We start from the raw sequence: 17780 nt of genomic DNA, 5'->3' as shown, positions 1-17780 counted from the left end.
CTCGAGGCATGGATCGCAGCGCCGCAGACATGACTGACGTCGAGGCCCACTCGCTCGGCCAGGCGCTGCGCGGCCTGCTGGCGAGGCTCGACGTCGTGCACGCGGCGCGTTGTCTTGTCGCCGTCGCGGCCCTGCTTCTGGTCCTGATCACGCTCGATCCGTTCCCGGACTTGCGCAACCCCGACATCGCCACAGTCGTCAGCGGTCGCTTGGCGACGACCTACATTTCGTTCGGATTGCTGGCGGCGGTCGCCGTGCTGCTCACCCTCACCACCGACGCGCTCTCGCTCAGAAGCCTGGTCACGCCGCTGCATCTGTGCCTGATCGGCTGGATGCTGATCAACATCGCATTTTCCGAGAGCCGCGAGATCTCGATCCAGCGCTTCGTGCTGGCGGCGAGCGCAACCACGCTTGCCATCCTGCTGCCGCTGTTGCCGTCGACGCCGCGCAGCTTCAATCTGTGCCTTGGCGGCGCCGCGCTGGCGCTGCTGGTGGTGTGCTTTCTCGGCGTCCTCTTTGCCCCGCAATATTCGATTCACAGCGCGCTCGACATCACCGAGCCGCAGCTTGCGGGCGACTGGCGCGGCAGCTTTGGCCACAAGAATATCGCCTCGCCGGTGATGTCCATCCTTGTCTATGTCGGAATTTACCTTTCGGCCGTGGGCTCCTTCGTGATGGGACCCGCGATCACACTGCTTGCGGGCATCTTCCTGATCTTCACCGGCGGCAAGACGTCGTCGGTGCTGTGCCTTGCGATCTACGCGCTGGCATCGCTGGTCTACACCGTCAGGAGCTTGTGGCTGAAGCGGATCATCTGCTTCGTGCCCCTGATCGTGATGAACCTGCTGACGGTCGGCAGCGTCGTGAGCCCGCTGCTCGGCAGCATCACGCGGGCGCTTCCGGTCGATCCAACCTTCACCGGCCGTGCCGAGGTCTGGGAGTTTGCCCTTGGAGCCGTGGCGGAAAAGCCGATCACGGGTCATGGCTATGCGGCGTTCTGGGACGGCGCCGCCGAGGGACGGACCGTCCGGGGCTCGGAATGGGCGGTGACGGCGGCGCACAGCCATAACAGCTATCTCGATCTCGCCGTCACTATCGGCCTGCCCGGGCTGCTGCTCGTCATTCTCATCTTCGTGCTTGCGCCGCTGCGCAATTTTCAACAGGCCCAGGCCCACAACCGCAGCAACGCGCTGGGCAAGCTGTTCCTGACCATCTGGTTGTTCGGCCTGTATTTCGGAACGACGGAAACCTTCCTGATCGAACGGCAGAATCCGGTCTGGTTCATGTTCGCGCTTGCGGTCGCCGGATTGCACTTCCTGGCCAGGTTCCAGTGCGTCGAACGAACGGAACCCGAGCGCTGACAATTTGTCGCAGCCTCGCGTTTCATATCGGCACACGGGAGACGCCGCGCACGTACAGCGACGGTATCTATTTAACGATAAGCAGCGACGTAACTTGTGGTCTGCGGCAAAACATAATCTATCTGGAAATGTTCTGTAACTGTATGCCCCGCAAATGGCGTTTCTCAGCGTCGAGCAACTAGACGGTCGGGTGTCCAGCACGTCGGGAATCTCAGTCGATTTCTTGCGTGACTGGCGACGGGCTGCTTTGCGCCTGAGCGCCGGCCATCGCACCGCGTTTCAGCATGGTTACTGGCTGGGTGCCTGGTACGAAGCCTTTCACGGCGTCGCGCCGCTGATCGCCGTCATCACCGACGCGGTGACCGGCAAGGACATCGCGATGGTGCCGATGTTCAGTCACATCAGGCGCGGCATCCGCATCGTCGAGTTTGCCGATCTCGGCGTCTCCGACAACAACGCTCCGATCCTGGCCTGCGATCCAAGCTTCGATGCGGCCGGCGCACAGGCGATTAGCATGGCGCTGGTCGACGGCTTGCGAGCCTTGCCTGATCGCTTCGACCTGCTGCGCCTGAAGAAGCTGCCGGCCTATGTCGGCGCCAAGCCGAACCCGCTGGTGTCGCTCGGCCGGCTCGGCTCGTGCTCGCTCAACGGCAATCTCGTGCTCACCGGCGACGACTACGCGGACTACCAGGCCTCGATCAAGCGCATGCAGATGCCGCGCTGCTGGCGCGTCTTCAGCCGTCACGACGGCGCGCGGTTCGAGATCGCGACCGACATGTCGCGCGCCCAAGAGCTGCTCGACGTCATGGACATGCAGCAGCAGGAGCGGATGCAGCAGCTCGGCTCGCGCTTCGTCCTCAACGACGAGGCCCATGGCCGCTTCTACCGTGATGTCGCTCGGCAGGGCGTCGCGGAGGGTTACGCCGTGGTGTCGGCGCTCGTCTGCGACGAGGGCATTGTCGCGACCACGTTCGGCGTCAGATACGGCGCGACCTATTATTTGCTGCGCATCGGCCATGCCGGAAAGCCATGGGCGAACTGCTCGCCTGGGCTGCTCGTCACCGAGCGCACCATGGCGGCGCTGCATGCGCAGGGCGTGCGGCGTTTCGATCTCAGCATCGGCAATCACGACTACAAGCGCCGCTTCGGCGCCGAACCGGTGCCGCTGACCGATGTCAGCGTCGCGCTGTCCTGGCGCGGGCTGCCTTACATGCTGCGCGACCATGCCGCGCAGGGCCTGCGCCGCTTTCCGAAGCTTGCGGCCGTTGTCGCGCGCGCCATCGGCAAGACCCGCTGAAACGTATGACGTTTCCGGTTGCAGCGGTCACGCGAAGATCGCATCAATTGTGCTATCGTGACCGCCTCGGCCAGGAGGCGACATGAAGGATCGTTCGGAGAAATATCGCGCGTTCTACGCGCAGTTGATCTGCGCTGCGGCCAAGGCCACGGATCCGCGCCTCGAACAGGCCTTTCGCAAGGTGAGGCGGGAGCCCTTCGCCGGGCCCGGGCCGTGGTGGATCTCGCTCGGCGGCCATCCCTATGTCGTCACGCCCGATGACGATCCCGCCTTCCTCTATCAGAACGTGCTGCTGGCGCTGGATCCGGCGCGTGGCATCAACATCGGCATGCCCGGCGCGCACGCCTATTGGCTCAGCGGCTGCGGCGTCAAGGAAGGCGAGACCGTGCTCCAGATCGGCGCGGGCACCGGCTATTACACCGCCATTCTGGCCGAGCTCGCCGGGCCCAACGGCCGCGTCTATGCCTATGAGATCGACGAACGCCTGTCGGCGCTCGCGCGAGAGAATCTGAAGGACATCGCCACGGTCGAGCTGCGCGAGCGCTCGGGTATTGCTGCCGATCTGCCTGAGGTCGACGTGATCTATGTCTGCGCCGGCGCGGCGCAGCCGGCTGCGGCATGGCTGGAAGCCTTGCGCCCAGGCGGCCGGCTGGTGTTTCCGCTGGCGCCGGAGGGCATGCTCGGCGGCATGTTGATGATCACGCGCCCGGAGGAGGCGACGGCATGGCCGGCGAAATTCCTGAGCCGGGCCCAGTTCATCGGCTGCGCGGGACTTCAGGATGCGGAGGCAGGCAAGCGATTGGCCGATGCGTTCGCAAAGGGATGGGAGAGCGTGCAGTCGTTGCGGCGAGGCGACGCGCCCGACGACACCTGCTGGTTTGCCGGCGACGGCTGGTGGCTTTCAACCGCGCCCGCGTCCGTGCTGGCGGTCGGCATTCCGGCACACGGCGACATCACGCAGGCGTGACGGTCAGGATCCCGTGCAATCGGCGCAGTGAAATCGCCCGCGCGAGGCACGAAACAGGCTGCGGCAATACCACCGGCGCGCAACGGCCTGTGCCGGCCTGCGGATCATCTGCGCGATCAGGAGAAGTTCGAAAGCCATTCGTGTCGTAAGCCCTATCGTTTGCTCAAATAGATGGGGCGGCATTCCCTTCGGAGAATGCCGCCCGCGACGTACCTGCCATGCGGTTGCTTGCAGCCTAAGCTCAGCCGTGCAGCTTTTTCGCGGTCTCCGCGATCTGGCGCCCCTGATAGCGCGCGCCGGCGAGCTCATTGGCGCTGGGCTGGCGGCTGCCGTCGCCGCCGGTGATCGTTGTGGCGCCATAGGGCGCACCGCCCGTGATCTCGTCGAGCTTCATCTGGCCGGCAAAGCCGTAGTTCATGCCGACGATCACCATGCCGAAATGCAGGAGGTTGGTGATAACAGAGAACAGCGTCGTCTCCTGACCGCCGTGCTGGGTCGCGGTCGACGTGAACGCGCCGCCGACCTTGCCGTGCAGCGCGCCCTTGGCCCAGAGCCCGCCGGCCTGGTCGAGGAAATTCGCCATCTGCGAGGCCATGCGGCCGAAGCGGGTGCCGGTGCCGACGATGATCGCGTCGTAGTTCGCGAGGTCTTCGACCTTGGCGATCGGGGCAGCCTGGTCGACCTTGTAATACGAGGCCTTGGCGACTTCGGCTGGCACCAGTTCGGGCACGCGCTTGATGTCGACGGTCGCGCCGGCTTCGCGCGCGCCTTCAGCGACGGCGTTGGCCATCGCTTCGATGTGGCCGTAGGCGGAATAATAGAGGACGAGAACTTTTGTCATGGTGGTCTCCGTTGGATTGGATGTGATGGCTGGTTGTTGAGCGTTACGCGGCGTCGACCAGCACGAGCTCGGAGTCTTCGAGCGCGGTGATTGTCAACTTGCTCTCGTCGCGGATCGCGGCGCCGTCGCGGGCGTTGACGCGGACGCCGTTGATCTCGACCGCGCCTGCCGCGGGCACGAGATAAAGATGCCGCGCCTCCTGCGCTTCGTACTCCGCGCTCTCGCCGGCCTTCAGCGTGGTGGCAAGCACCCGTGCGTCGGCACGGATCGGCAGTGCGTCGGTGTCGCCGTCGATGCCGCTGGCGATGGTGACGAGCTTGCCGGATCGGTCAGCCTTCGGAAACGGCTTCGAGCCCCAGGTCGGCTGACCGCCGCGCAGCGTCGGCTCGATCCAGATCTGGAAGATCCGCGTCCTGGTCGGCTCCAGATTGTACTCGGAGTGGCGGATGCCGCTGCCGGCACTCATCACCTGCACGTCGCCGGCTTCGGTGCGGCCCTCGTTGCCGAGGCTGTCCTGATGGGTGATCGCGCCTTCGCGCACATAGGTGATGATTTCCATGTTGGCGTGGGGATGGGCGGGAAAGCCGGTGTTCGGCGCGATCTCGTCGTCGTTCCACACCCGCAAGGCGCCATGGCCCATGTTGTTCGGGTCATAGTGGCTTGCGAAGGAGAAATGATGCTTGGCCTTCAGCCAGCCGTGATCGGCGCCGCCGAGTTTGTTGAAAGGCCTGAGTTCGATCATTTGCGTAATTCCTTGTTGGACTGTGGTGGCGCCTGATCAGGCGCCGAACCCGCCGTCGACATTGAGCACGGTGCCGGTGACGAAGGAGGCTTCGGGGCTTGCGAGGAACACGACGCCGGCTGCGACCTCTTCGGGACGGCCGAAGCGCTGCAGCGCGTGCTGCTTGCGCTGGGTCTCGGCGAACTCGCCGCCGTCCTTCGGGTTCATGTCGGTGTCGATCGAGCCGGGCTGCACCACGTTCACGGTGATGCCGCGCGGGCCGAGGTCGCGTGCCGCGCCCTTGGTGTAACCGACCACGGCCGCCTTGGTGGCGACGTAGTCGGCAAGGCCGGGGATCGAGGCGCGGTCGGCGAGCATCGAGCCGACCGTGACGATGCGGCCGCCTTCACCCATCAACTGCGAGGCGGCGCGGATCGCCGCGATCACGCCATGCACGTTGACCTGGTCCTGCCGCTCCAGCGCGGCCGTATCGGCGTTGGCATCGTCGATCGCCCCGCCATTGGCGACACCGGCATTGTTGACGAGGATGTCGAGATGGCCGAACTCCTTGGCGACATCGTTGACCAGCTTGGTCACGTCCTTGGCGGAGGCCTGGTCGGCCTTGTAGGCGCGGGCCTTGACGCCGCGGGCCTTCAATTCGGTGACGACGGCTTCCGCCTTTTCCGGCGAGGCGACATAGCTGATGGCGACGTCCGCGCCTTGATCGGCGAGAGCGCGGGCCGATGCCGCGCCGATGCCGCGCGAACCGCCGGTGACGAGGGCAACCTTGCCTGAGAGCTTCCTGGTCATTTGGATTTCTCCATTCCTGAATGTCTGATGGCCCTTGGATAAGCCTCCGTCTGTGGTATAGAAATAGAAACTGTTGAAACGCATTGTTTCAATAAATAGACCGTATGGATTGGCCCCATGGCAAAACTCCCCGATTTCGAGGCGCTCGCGATTTTCGCAAAAGTCGTGGAGTTACGGTCGTTTGCGGGTGCCGCGAGCGAGCTCGCGATGTCCAAGGCCACGGTGTCCAAGGCGGTCACCCGCCTGGAGGAGCGGCTAGGGGCCCGCCTGTTCAACCGCACCTCGCGTCGCCTCGCGCTGACCGATGCCGGCCACAAGCTCGCCGACCGCGCCACGCGCCTGCTCGCCGACGGCGAGGCGGCCGAGAACGAGGCGCTGGCGCAGTCGGTCGCGCCGCGCGGCCTGGTGCGGCTCGCCGTGCCCATGACCTTCGGTATCAAGGCGGTGGCGCCGCTGCTGCCGGAGTTCTTCGAGACCTATCCGGAGGTTTCGGTCGACCTGCATTTGAGCGATGCGACCGTCGATCTCATCGGCGAGGGTTTCGACATGGCGGTGCGGATCGCGCGGCTGCCGGACTCCTCGCTGATCGCGCGCAGGCTCTTCACCATGCCCCGCTTCACGGTCGCAGCGCCATCGTACCTGAAGAAGCACGGCCGGCCGACGCATCCGATGCATCTGGCCGAGCACAAATGCTTCGCTTACGCCTATCTCTCGACGCCCAACATCTGGCACTACACCAATTCCGCCGGCGAGCAGGCCAGCGTGCGTCCGGGCGGGCTGCTTCGCGTCAACAACGGCGAAGCGGTGATGCCCTCGCTGATCGCAGGCCTCGGCATCGCCGAACTGCCCGAGTTCATCGTCGGTGAAGCCATCTCCTCCGGCGAAGTCGAAGTGATCCTGAAAGACTGGAAGCAAGCCGAAGGCGCCGTGCATCTCGTAACCCCGCCCGGCGGTCCGCGCCCCGCGCGCGTCGAAGCCCTCGGCGATTTCCTTGCGGCCAAGCTGCCGGGCACCTGCAAGCGGAAGCCGCGCGGAAAGGCAAAGGCGTGAATCTGTGGTGGGCATGGGAATAGGTTCCAGCGGCCCTTTCACATTTAGTTGTTGGTCCAGAACCGGCTCCCGCCTCATTGATTGATGAGCATCCGGGGACAATCGGGAAGGATCAGGACCATGCGGACAGAGCCTATTGCGCTGGGTATGGCGCTTGCGATCGGCGGCATCGTCGCGCAGAGCGCAGCATTCGCCGAAGAATATCGCGGAACCATGGAGCAGCAGATGGCCTGCACGCCCGATGTCTGGCGCCTGTGCAGCGACCAGATTCCGGATGTGGGCCGCATCACCGCGTGTCTGCGAGAGAACACGCCGCAACTCTCCAGCGGCTGTCGCGCCGTGTTCCAGTCCAACAACCAGATGTCGCCGCAACAGCAGGTCCCGCGCAATCGCGCTGCACCGCCGCCGCGCTATGACAATGCGCTGCCGCCGCCACCTCAGCAGCTGCAGCCGCGGCCTTATGACGATGACGACGATTAGCGATGTCCAGCGTTCGGCACGCAGCGCTGGGCGCGGCGATGCGGCCGGGCCGCCTCCTTCAGCGCTCGCCCTTGCTGTCCGATTCGGGTCGATGTCCAAGCACCGTCCGCAAGGCGACACCGAAGAGAATGGCTGCGACGGGCCAATGGAACCAGATCTTATGCGCGCCCGTGAACAGATTGATCAGAATCAGGAAGGCAGACACCGTGAGCGCCGCTGCAACCGGCCGGGGCAGCTTTCCGAGCCAATTCGAGACGACGTTGCTCGACGACGATGGCTCGCGCCTGTCCTCCATCCGCGGAGCGCGCGCTTGCGCTGTGGGCGTTGCGGTTTCCTCGCCCGGGAAGCTCGCTGACCCGGCGGCTTGGCCGCCCAGGGTCAGCCGGTAACTGGTCAGGGGGGCAATGTTCTTCATCGGGCGCTGGCCGAGACAGTCGAAGCCAACGGATAATTTGTTGTGCACCTGGTCGTAGACGGAGCTCGAGATCACGACGCCGCCGGGATCGGCGAGCTCTTGCAGGCGCGATGCGATGTTGACGCCGTCGCCATAGATGTCGGTGCCATCAACCATCACGTCGCCGAGGTTGATGCCGATGCGAAACCGCATCGGGCTCGCCTGGGGCGCGTCCGAATCCGAACTGGAGATCTCCTGCTGAATCTCGACCGCGCATTGCACGGCCTCGACGACGCTGGCGAACTCGGCGATCACGGCATCGCCCCAGGTATTGACGATGCGGCCGTCGTGACGCTCGACCAGTCGCGCGATGGCCGTGCGGTAGCGGCGCAGCGTCTCCAGCGTTCCGGTCTCGTCTGCTTCCATGAGACGCGAATAGCCGTACACGTCGGCGCACAGCACGGTGGTCAATCGTCGTTTCATCTTGTCGTCGGTCATGGTCGCCATGCTAGCCTCCCTGGCCGGCAAATGCATCAGGCATCCCGCGTCGCGCCTTACGGCTTGTGCTCGCAGACATCGACCCATTCGGCCGCGGTCAACTCGGCCAAGCGATCCGGCGTGATACGCACGGCGCTGTGGGTCGAGCCCGCGGCCGGCACCACGATGTCGAATGCCCTCAGCGACACGTCGCAATAGACGGGCAGCGGCGATTTGAGCCCGAACGGGCAGACGCCGCCGACCTCGTGGCCGGTGATCTCGGCGACCTCTTCCAAACCCAGCATCTTCGGCTTGCCGCCGAACTGCGCCTTGACCTTCTTGTTGTCCATGCGCGAGGTGCCGGCCGCGACGATCAGGATCACGCGTTCGCCGACGCGCAAGCTCAGCGTCTTGGCGATCATTCCGGGCTCGACGCCGTAGGCTTCGGCGGCCAGCGTCACGGTCGCCGAACTGATCGGGGATTCGATGACGGAGATGTCGGGGGCTTTCTCGGCGAAGAAGGCGCGAACGGATTCCAGGCTCATTCCAGTCAGCTCATTCCAGACTTACGGGCGGGCGGCGATGTCCGGGTCATCCCTTGATGATCCCGGCCAGTTCCGAGAGTGAACGAACACGATGATCCGGCGCAAAGCCGAGTTCGTCCATTTGGGTGCGGATCGCCTTGAACATGGTCAGCGGTGCCACGAGTTCGTTCTCGACGCAAGCCAGCGCCATCGCCTCCGGCGTCACCCGTTCGATCCAGGCGACGTTCAGCCCGAATGATTTCGCGCCGGCGACATCCCAGGGATTGGAGGAGACGAACAGCACCTCTTCAGGCGCGGTGCCGAGCACCTCGCCGATCAGCTCATAGGCTTGCGGACTCGGTTTGAAGATCTTCCTGGCGTCGACGCTGATGGTGGCGTCGAGCAGGCGGTCGAGGCCGGAGTTGCGCACCAGCGCGTCCAGCATGTCAGGGCTGCCATTGGAGAGGATCGCCAGCTTGCGCGGTTTCAGCGCGGCGAGCGCGTTCGTCGCGTCCGGATAGAGATCGAGATGCAGATATTTCTCGATGACGCGATCGAAGGTCTCGCTCTCATAGGCGAGCCCGAGAATGCGCAGCGTATAGGCCAGCGAGTCGCGCGTGACGGCGGCAAAATCCTGGTAGCGCCGCATCAGCGAGCGCAACCAGGTGTATTCGAGCTGCTTGATCCGCCAGACCTGCGTGATGATCTCGCCATAGCCCGGAAACGCGTCCTCGGTGATCTCTGCGACGGATTGGATGTCGTAGAGCGTCCCGTAAGCGTCGAAGACGACGGCTTTGATGGGCATCGGCTGTCCTTCCTGGCCGTTTGCGGTCACAACAACCCCGCTTGAGGGCGTGAGCATGACTATCATCTTACCGGGACACAGAGGAAGTCCGCCATTGCAACTGTGACCGTCGCGAATGACGCGAAGTACGCCGCTAAGGCGTCCTTGATCCAGCGCAAATTTCGTGAGCGGTGCGGCTTCCCTTTGGGACAATGGCGCGAGCCACGTCTCCGGATCGAAACTAGCTCATTGTCAGGGGCAACCTCCCACGATCGAAAACGGGCGCTGCACTGTCGCACGGGCCAGCCAATGCGCATCCAAACATGGTCGCAACGATTGAAGCGCTACCAAGGTAGTCGCAAGCGCGTTCGCATCGAATTGCGCGTTCCCCTTGGGACGACCGATTGCGCGTCAGGCGGATGGGCGCTCGATCCGCTCAAATCGGCAATCGTAAAGGGATGGCTGAACGGCGAATTGCGCCCGCCTGCGCGGAGTGCGGCCGGGCAGATCGATGCTGCGTCCGGTAAGTGATTGTCCGAACGCCATCGAGCTCCCGGTCGATATGATCAAGATGCGGCCGTCCGAGCGACGCAATTGCTCATCTGAGGAGGTGGGCAATCCGCTCGGACCTGACAATGGCGTCTCCCAGATCGACAAATCCGGCAAGGTCATGCGGGGCTGCCGCAAGACCAACGGTCTCCGCTCCTCCCGGGCGTGGCGCCCAGACCTCCCGGTTCTCGAGCAGATAGACACCATAGACCGCTCGCAGGCCTTCTGCGTCGTTCGTCGCCCCCACCGCTTCCTGGATCGAGTAGGCCGCGAGCGCAGCATTCGTGACGACCGATGCCTCGATCAGGGCCTCCCGGTATTGCGGTCGCTGAACGACGTCCGGTCCGAAGGTCGTGGCCAACTTCCTTGCGCAGGTCTGAATGACGACCAGCAGACGATCCAGAATGTTGCGCAGCGAATGCTTCGTTGCGAGCGACACGTAGTCTCGCGGATTCAGGAACAGATCGACGGCGCTGGTCACGGCGCCGCATCCGCTATGTCCCAGGACCACGATGAGCCTCAGACTGCCACCCAGATGCTCGACAGCAAACTTCAAACTGCCCAGCACATCCGGGCCCAGCACATTGCCTGCCACCCTGACGACGAAGAGGTCGTTCGGACCTTCGTTGAAAATGAGCTCGATCGGCACTCTGGCGTCCGAGCAGCCGAGCACGGCGGCGAAGGGATGCTGGGTCGGCAGCCCGGCCTCGCGGGAGATCAAGCCGAGGTCACGTGCGTCGACCGGCACGATCCTCTCCGTCCGCCCGAATTCATCCTTGACCTGATCGAGCAGCGCCGCGAATGCCCGATTGCCTTCATCGAGACGAAGCCGCGCTTCGCTGCTGCCGGACGGCCGGGATCGCGCGGGCGCATCTGCCTGATATCGATAGATGACGTCGACAGTCTTCACATCGGCCTCCTTTGGCGGAGAAGATCAGCCTGTCTGTCTCAACGATACCAGGAGCACCTTCTCGACCGTGGCGGTTCGGTCGATGCCTCCGACCTTGTCCTCGAGGCCATCGGCGCGCAGGAGATCGCGCACTCTTCCGTGGGCGCCTACGATCCGCAGTGTGATGCTGCGGCCGGAAAGTTCAGCTTCCAGGTCGCGCAACATCCGCGAGCCGGCGAGATCGATGAAGGGCGAGGCCGACAGGTCGCAGACCACCAGTCGGATCGGGCCGGGGGTGGATTGAACACGGGTCAGGACCGCTTCCAGCACGGCGTCGGCGTTGGGATAGATCAGCGAGGCCTCCGGCCGAAACACGATCACGCCGGGCACGGGCTCGTTGTCAGGATGACGCTCCATGTCGGAAAATTGCTCAGTTCCCGGAATTCTTCCGAGGAAGGCGACGTGGGGCTGCGACGCACGTGCGAGCAGCAACAGAATCGAAGCCAGGGCCGCCAGCAGGATGCCGTGCAGAATTCCAAGCCAGAGCACGGCCAGGAGCGCGATCGTCGCCGCCAGGAAGTCCAGCCGGCTGACGTGCCACATGCGGAGCATCGCCGGGAAGTCCAACAGGCCATAGACTGCCGTGAGGACGATCGCGGCGAGAACCGCCTTCGGGAGGTTCTCGAGCGATCCCGTCAGAAAAAGCAGGCATAAGGCCAGCGTGATCGAGGCGAAGACGAGCGCCAGCGCGGAGCGGGCGCCGGCCTTGTCATTGACGGCCGACTGCGAGAGTCCACCCGCGACGGGGTAGCCTTGTCCAATGGCTGCGGCAAGGTTGGCGGCCCCGATGCCAAGAAGCTCCTGGCGTGCATCGATGGCGTAGCCATGCTTGGCCGCGAGGGTTCGTGCGGCGGAAACGCCCTCGATGTAGGCCAGCAACAGACATCCTCCCGCGAGCGGCACGATGCCTTCGACGTCTCGTATCCGCAGGGCCGGCGCAGCAAGGCTCGGCAGACCAGATGGAATCTTACCTGTCACGGGAACGCCGAGTGCCGGCAGGCCAAGCAGGGTCGCCGCGACGATGGCCAGCACGACGACGCCGAGTGCGACAGGGCGTCCCGGCAGCAGACGTTCACCGGCGACCAGCAGGACGAGGGCCACGAGCCCGACGAGAAGAACCGGCAGCTGGGTCTGACCAAGTTGCGAGACAAACAGATAAACTCGTTCGAAGAAGTTGTGACCGCCTCCGCTGACGCCGAACAAGCTCGGCAACTGCGTCATTGCGATGGTCAGCCCGGCGCCGGCCTTGAATCCAACGAGGATGCTGTCACTGATCAACTTGACCAGGGCACTCAATCGCAGCAGCCATGCAAGCAAACTGAGCGCGGCCACGGTAAACGCTGCAAGGCTTGCGATCTGCGCGTAGCGGAGGGCATCGCCGGCAGCCATCGCGCCCACCGTGCCGGCGATCATCAGCGATATGGCTGAAGTGGGGCCGATCGCGAGCTGACGTGAAGATCCGAATAGCGCGTAGCCGATCCCGCCCAACAGGTAGCCGTAGATCCCGACCTGCGGAGGCAGACCGGCCAGCGCGGCATAGGCAAGCGACACCGGGATTGCATAGGCTGCGAGCGTGATCCCGGCAATGACGTCGGAAGGCAGCCAGGCCGCAGAATAATTCGCGAGCCAACGAACGGGCGGCAACCACGACAGCCGTGTCGCCCGTCCCTCGACCTTGTCCATTGCGTTTGTCGCATCGGTCATGCTGTCCGCCCGCTCGGCTGATGAGTGGCAAGGCTGATGCAGCCGGACTGCCGATCGCTTGATCCAGGTCAATGCTCCCGGGATTCCGTGAGGAAACATTAACGATGAGCCCGTTCATAAATCCCCGCCTCATGATGGATCGTGCCAGCAACAGATTTGAAGCGAAGACGAAGCCGACCGGAGGCACGGCGGCGCACATCATTTCCCCGGACGATCGCTCCGCCGCCGGCAAGGCTCTTCGCGACAAGGTCCCGCGCGAGCAACATGGCCGCTGGAAATCGTTCAAGGGCCGGCCGAACCCCCTCGAAATTCTGCACAAGTCGGATGCCGGTCGGGTGCAGGAACTGGTGCCGATCCGCTATGGTCGGATGCTGCAATCGCCTTTCGCATTCTATCGTGGCTCCGCGGGCATCATGGCCGCCGACCTGGCGCGGACGCCCAGTACCGGACTGAACGTGCAGGCCTGCGGCGACTGCCACCTCTTGAATTTCGGGGGCTTTGCCACTCCCGAACGCCACATCATCTTCGACATCAACGATTTCGACGAGACGTCGCCGGCGCCATGGGAATGGGATGTCAAGCGTCTCGCCGCCTCGGTCGTGCTCGCCGCGCGATCGATCGGACTGTCCGACGCCAAGGGTCGCGATTGCGCTGCGGCTGCTGCGCGCAGCTATCGCGAGCGCATGCGCGAATTTTCCAGAATGGATCCGCTCGCGGTCTGGTACACGAACGTCGGCACCGCGGACGTGATGAAGATCGCGCCGAAAAACGCGAGGAAGCAGCTGCAGCGGCGGATCGATCACGCCGCCAAAGACAGGGGATCGGAGCTCGATTTTCCGAAGCTCGCCGGCAGCGTCGGCGGGCAAATCCGCATCACGGAACAGCCTCCTCTCATCTTTCATCCGGAAACGGCGCGCGCCCCCGATGTCCTTTCGTCTCTCGAATCGATCCTGGGCACCTATCGGGAGTCCCTGTCCGATGACCGGCGTCAGCTGTTCGATCGCTACCGGCTGGTCGACGCGGCCATCAAGGTCGTCGGCGTCGGAAGTGTGGGCCGGCGATGCTGGATCGTCCTCATGATGTCGGAAGCCGACAGCCCGCTGTTTCTACAGGTCAAGGAAGCGGCGCAGTCCGTGCTGGAACCGTATGCGGGACGGAGTGCCTATCGTCACCACGGACAGCGTGTGGTCATGGGGCAGCGCCTCATGCAGCCTGCGTCGGACATATTCCTCGGGTGGCTCACCGGTTCGCACGACCGCCAGTTCTATGTGCGACAGCTCCGCGACGCCAAGATAAAGCCCTTGATCGAAACGTTCGACGCGAACCTTCTGGAGGTCTATTCGACGGCCTGCGGCTGGGTTCTGGCACGCGCGCATGCCAAGGTCAGCGAGATATCGGCAACGATCAGCGGCTATCTCGGATCATCCAGTGACGAGTTCGATCGGGCGGTGAGCCGCTTTGCGGTCGACTATGCTGATCAGGCCGAGCGGGACCATGCCGTCCTGAAGGCCGCGGTGAGGAAAGGCAAGGTCAAAGCCTATCTGGAAGAATGAGCTCGCTTTGTCGCGGCAGTTGGCCGCGTCTACGGTCTTGACGCACCTGCCCCGAACCGGAAGCGGTGATCGCTCGCGACAACCGCAGTCTTGACGCAGATCAATAGCGGCCGGGAATGGAATCTCTAGGGTTCCCATTCATTCAGCTCGGTGCGGCAGCGTTAGGTGGCGAGGATTTCCAATGCAGCTGTCGGGTACTGACGAGGGTACCCCAACGCCTTCCCTTGACGCTCCAACCGCCGTGACACGCGGCATCTGGCCGTTGCTGGCAGCGGCGCCGGCCGCGACCCTGCCGACGATCAGCGGGGAGAGGGAGCTGCGAATAGACCTGTTCCGCGGGCTCTCTTTGTGGCTGATCTTCATCGATCACGTTTCTCCCGACGTCCTCGCGTGGTTCACGATCCGCAGCTACGGCTTCAGCGATGCCGCCGAAATCTTCATCTTCCTCTCGGGGTTCACGGCCGCCTTCGTCTATGGACGGACGCTGTTCGAAGCCGGCTTCGTGATCGGAAGCGCACGCATCCTGCGACGTGTCTGGCAGATCTATTGCGCCCATATCCTGCTGTTCTCGGTGCTGATTGCCGCAGTTGCCGTGGTCACCGGCCTCACCGGGAACGGGTTCTACATGCAGGAGACGGAAGTCACGGAGTTCTTCAGGGACCCGGGCCCGGCGATGATTCAGGCGCTGCTGCTGCGATATCGTCCGCTGAATATGGACGTCCTGCCGCTCTATGTGGTGCTGATGAGCGCGTTACCCCTGGTGCTCTTGCTGGCGAAATGGCGGGCCGATTTTCCGCTCGCCGTCTCGATCGCGCTCTACACGATCACCATTCGCTACGACCTGCATTTGTCGAGCTATCCCGCCGGCTTCTGGTCGTTCAATCCTTTCGCCTGGCAGCTCCTGTTCGTGTTCGGCGCCTGGTGTGCGCTCGGCGGAGGCAGGAGGATCTCGCCGCTGATCGATTCGCCCGTGGTGTTCTGGATCGCCGTGGGCTACATCGTGGCCTGCTTCCTCGTGACGCTGACCTGGTATTTCCCGTCCGTTGCCGGAATCATGCCGGCATGGCTCGTCTGGCTCATCTACCCGATCGACAAGACCGATCTCGACATCCTGCGCTTCGGCCACTTTCTCGCGCTGGCCGTGGTGGCGTTGCGATTCGTGCCGAACGGATGGCGTGGACTGGAATCGCCCTGGGCGCAGCCACTGATCCTGTGCGGTCAATATTCGCTGCAGATCTTTTCGCTCGGTGTCGCCTTGTCCTTCATCGGCTACGCCGCGCTGACCGAAACATCCGCGGGTTTCGTCGCCCATATCGCGGTCGGCGTGATCGGCATCCTGATCATGTGCGGCGTGGCGCTGCTCTTCACCTGGTACAGGCGCGCCCTGAGCGCAGCGGCGCGCCGGCACAAGCCGCTTCCGGTGCGCTCCGCATGACGACTGCGCGCCGCTCGATGTCGTTTGGACCGCGTGGAGTGGACGATCGTCCACCGAACGCGGCGGTGCCATCCGGTGGTCGACTCCACGCATCCGGCAGATGGCTGCCGACGGATGCCTTCGACCGGGCCACGCTCGCGCTCGTCGCGGCGCTGGCCGTCGCGGTCCTCTATACGTTCAGGGATTACGCGGTCTCCAACGACGAAGTCGTCCAACATCGGTACGGTCAACTGATCCTGGATTACTATCTGAGCGGTCTGAGAGATCGCGACGTGTTCAACCTGGACAACCTCTACCTCTATGGTGGGTTGTTCGACGTCGTTGCGGTGGCGCTGGGGCGGCTGCTTCCGATCGATGTTTTTGACCTGCGGCACATCCTGTGTGCGCTGATCGGGGTCGGCGGGATCGCCGCAACGGCGGCGACGGCGCGCCTCGTGGCCGGCCCGCGTGCGGGCTTGTTGGCGGCGCTGAGCCTTGCGCTGTGCGGTCCGTGGTATGGGGCCATGTTCAACCACACGAAGGACATTCCCTTTGCCGTGGCCATGATCGGCGCGACGCTGGTCTTGATCCGCATGGGCCGGCGGATGTCGTCGCCCTCTCGTTCCGACATCCTGGCACTGGGCCTGCTGACAGGAGCGGCTCTTGGCCTGCGAGTTCTCGGACTGCTGATCCTCGTTCAGGTCGGCTTCGCCATGGCCCTGTACTTGCCGTGGTCCGAGGGCGCAAGGCGCCATTCGGCGGCGGCAGCGGCACGCCTGCTGCCGGCGCTTGGGCTCGCCTATCTCGTCATGATCGTGGCCTGGCCCTGGTCCGCGCTGTCGCCGATGAATCCCATCCGCGGCCTGCTCGCGTTTTCGGACTTCGACTACCCAATTCGCACCCTCTTTGCCGGCCAGGTCTACGAGATGGGCGACGTGCCACGCGCATATGTCCCGGTCTATATCCTGATCCGAACGTCTCCCCTGACACTCGCCGGAGCGACGCTGGCCGTTGCTGCGGCAATGGCGAATCTGCGCGGCAAATTGCTCGAGCAACAGAAGGATGTCGCGGTTCTGTCGTTGGCGATCGCCTTCCCGGTCGCTTGTCAGGTCGTATTCCGAGGACCGGCCTTTACCGGAATGCGCCACTTCTTGTTTGTCATTCCGCCGCTGGCGGTGTTGGCCGGCGTCGGGCTCAACAAGGTGCTTGCGATGACCGGTTCTCGGAGCCGCGTCATGGCCGCATGTTGCGCCGCGGTGATCGGCACAGGCCTCACATGGGACGCCAGCGTCCTGTATCGCCTGCATCCTTACGAGAACCTCTACTACAATTCGCTGGTTGGCGGTCTGGCCGGCGCCTTCCGCCGCTATGACCTCGACTACTGGTTCAACAGCATGCCCGAGGCCATCCACCGGCTCGAGGCCTATGTCAGGACAACGACACCCAAGGGGCTCGAGTCGGCGAAGGTCTATTCGGTGGCCACGTGCGGCGATCGCAAGTCTTTCGAACGCACCGTCACGCTCCCGCAACTGCACTGGGACTTCAAGCCTGAGTGGAATCAGTCCGAATTTTTCATCGCACCGACCCACATGAACTGCGATCAGGATCTTGATGGCAAGATTGTCGCTACGGTGGAGAGGTTCGGAGTGCCTCTCGCCTATGTGAAGGACCGGCGATCAATGGTGCAGAATGCTCCGACCCAAGCGGCCGAATCGCGCAGCGTCCCCGTCAATTGAACGATTGCGCCCGTGTCGGCCCGTTCGGTCGCTGAACGGAGGCTGGCATGCTTTGCCGCTTGGGCTCCAAGGCGCTGATCCTCGCAATGACGGCGGCAACGGCTGGCAGTCGACCCTTTGACGCAGGTCTGAAGTCTCGAGCGCTTGACGTGAGGGCTTCGATCCATGC

General features: G+C 64.0%; 16 protein-coding genes. 8 read left to right on the top strand and 8 right to left on the bottom strand.

Going from position 1 to position 17780, the window contains the following annotated elements; translation table 11 throughout:
• Positions 1–8 precede the first annotated feature (8 nt).
• The 3 genes from XH90_RS30235 (at position 9) to XH90_RS30225 (ending at position 3625) form a co-directional block, all read left to right on the top strand.
• Positions 9–1361 carry an O-antigen ligase gene (locus tag XH90_RS30235; RefSeq protein WP_194477906.1) on the top strand — a complete coding sequence of 451 codons (1353 nt, stop codon included), beginning with the start codon at positions 9–11 and terminating at the stop codon, positions 1359–1361.
• Between the two features lie 154 nt (positions 1362–1515).
• Entirely contained in the window at positions 1516–2658 is a 1143-nt protein-coding gene (locus tag XH90_RS30230; protein WP_194477905.1) for a GNAT family N-acetyltransferase, read from the top strand.
• Between the two features lie 82 nt (positions 2659–2740).
• Positions 2741–3625, top strand: a complete 885-nt coding sequence (locus XH90_RS30225; protein WP_194477904.1) for a protein-L-isoaspartate O-methyltransferase — start codon at positions 2741–2743, stop codon at positions 3623–3625.
• Between the two features lie 241 nt (positions 3626–3866).
• Here the strand turns inward: XH90_RS30225 and wrbA are convergent, their stop codons facing one another.
• The 3 genes from wrbA to XH90_RS30210 are packed head-to-tail and all read right to left on the bottom strand — an operon-like array spanning position 3867 to position 5997.
• Positions 3867–4466 (bottom strand): NAD(P)H:quinone oxidoreductase, encoded by a 600-nt coding sequence (gene wrbA, locus XH90_RS30220; RefSeq protein ID WP_194477903.1) that lies wholly within the window; start codon positions 4464–4466, stop codon positions 3867–3869.
• A gap of 43 nt (positions 4467–4509) precedes the next feature.
• Positions 4510–5208 carry a pirin family protein gene (locus tag XH90_RS30215; RefSeq protein WP_194477902.1) on the bottom strand — a complete coding sequence of 233 codons (699 nt, stop codon included), beginning with the start codon at positions 5206–5208 and terminating at the stop codon, positions 4510–4512.
• 36 nt (positions 5209–5244) lie between these two features.
• A complete protein-coding gene (locus XH90_RS30210) occupies positions 5245–5997 on the bottom strand; it encodes an SDR family NAD(P)-dependent oxidoreductase (protein WP_194477901.1) in 753 nt (250 codons plus the stop codon).
• 117 nt (positions 5998–6114) lie between these two features.
• On the opposite strand from XH90_RS30210, the gene XH90_RS30205 reads away from it, so the two are divergent.
• A complete protein-coding gene (locus XH90_RS30205; RefSeq protein WP_194477900.1) occupies positions 6115–7047 on the top strand; it encodes a LysR family transcriptional regulator in 933 nt (310 codons plus the stop codon).
• A gap of 120 nt (positions 7048–7167) precedes the next feature.
• Positions 7168–7527, top strand: a complete 360-nt coding sequence (locus XH90_RS30200) for a hypothetical protein (protein ID WP_194477899.1) — start codon at positions 7168–7170, stop codon at positions 7525–7527.
• Between the two features lie 58 nt (positions 7528–7585).
• Here the strand turns inward: XH90_RS30200 and XH90_RS30195 are convergent, their stop codons facing one another.
• From XH90_RS30195 to XH90_RS30175, 5 genes are all read right to left on the bottom strand, one after another.
• Positions 7586–8419: an adenylate/guanylate cyclase domain-containing protein gene (locus XH90_RS30195; RefSeq protein ID WP_194482859.1), complete on the bottom strand. Its 834-nt coding sequence runs from the start codon at positions 8417–8419 to the stop codon at positions 7586–7588.
• Between the two features lie 56 nt (positions 8420–8475).
• Positions 8476–8943 carry a YbaK/EbsC family protein gene (locus tag XH90_RS30190; protein ID WP_194477898.1) on the bottom strand — a complete coding sequence of 156 codons (468 nt, stop codon included), beginning with the start codon at positions 8941–8943 and terminating at the stop codon, positions 8476–8478.
• A gap of 46 nt (positions 8944–8989) precedes the next feature.
• Positions 8990–9727 carry a haloacid dehalogenase type II gene (locus XH90_RS30185; RefSeq protein ID WP_194477897.1) on the bottom strand — a complete coding sequence of 246 codons (738 nt, stop codon included), beginning with the start codon at positions 9725–9727 and terminating at the stop codon, positions 8990–8992.
• A 577-nt stretch (positions 9728–10304) separates the two neighbouring features.
• Positions 10305–11165, bottom strand: coding sequence for a carbonic anhydrase (locus XH90_RS30180; RefSeq protein ID WP_194477896.1), 861 nt, complete (start codon positions 11163–11165; stop codon positions 10305–10307).
• Positions 11166–11189: 24 nt separating this feature from the next.
• Positions 11190–12887, bottom strand: a complete 1698-nt coding sequence (locus XH90_RS30175; protein WP_194482858.1) for a SulP family inorganic anion transporter — start codon at positions 12885–12887, stop codon at positions 11190–11192.
• Positions 12888–13012: 125 nt separating this feature from the next.
• Between XH90_RS30175 and XH90_RS30170 the strand changes: the two genes are divergently transcribed.
• From XH90_RS30170 to XH90_RS30160, 3 genes are all read left to right on the top strand, one after another.
• The gene (locus tag XH90_RS30170) at positions 13013–14461 is read left to right on the top strand and encodes a DUF2252 domain-containing protein (protein ID WP_371748273.1); all 1449 of its coding nucleotides are present in this window, start codon (positions 13013–13015) and stop codon (positions 14459–14461) included.
• A gap of 241 nt (positions 14462–14702) precedes the next feature.
• Positions 14703–15896, top strand: coding sequence for an OpgC domain-containing protein (locus tag XH90_RS30165; protein ID WP_246755624.1), 1194 nt, complete (start codon positions 14703–14705; stop codon positions 15894–15896).
• A gap of 38 nt (positions 15897–15934) precedes the next feature.
• Positions 15935–17611, top strand: coding sequence for a glycosyltransferase family 39 protein (locus tag XH90_RS30160; RefSeq protein WP_246755622.1), 1677 nt, complete (start codon positions 15935–15937; stop codon positions 17609–17611).
• The last annotated feature ends 169 nt before the right edge of the window (positions 17612–17780 follow it).

This window comes from Bradyrhizobium sp. CCBAU 53338 (genome assembly GCF_015291665.1).
Lineage (GTDB): Bacteria > Pseudomonadota > Alphaproteobacteria > Rhizobiales > Xanthobacteraceae > Bradyrhizobium.
Note: the sequence above shows the minus strand (reverse complement) of the source record. Positions and strands in the feature narration are given on the sequence as shown.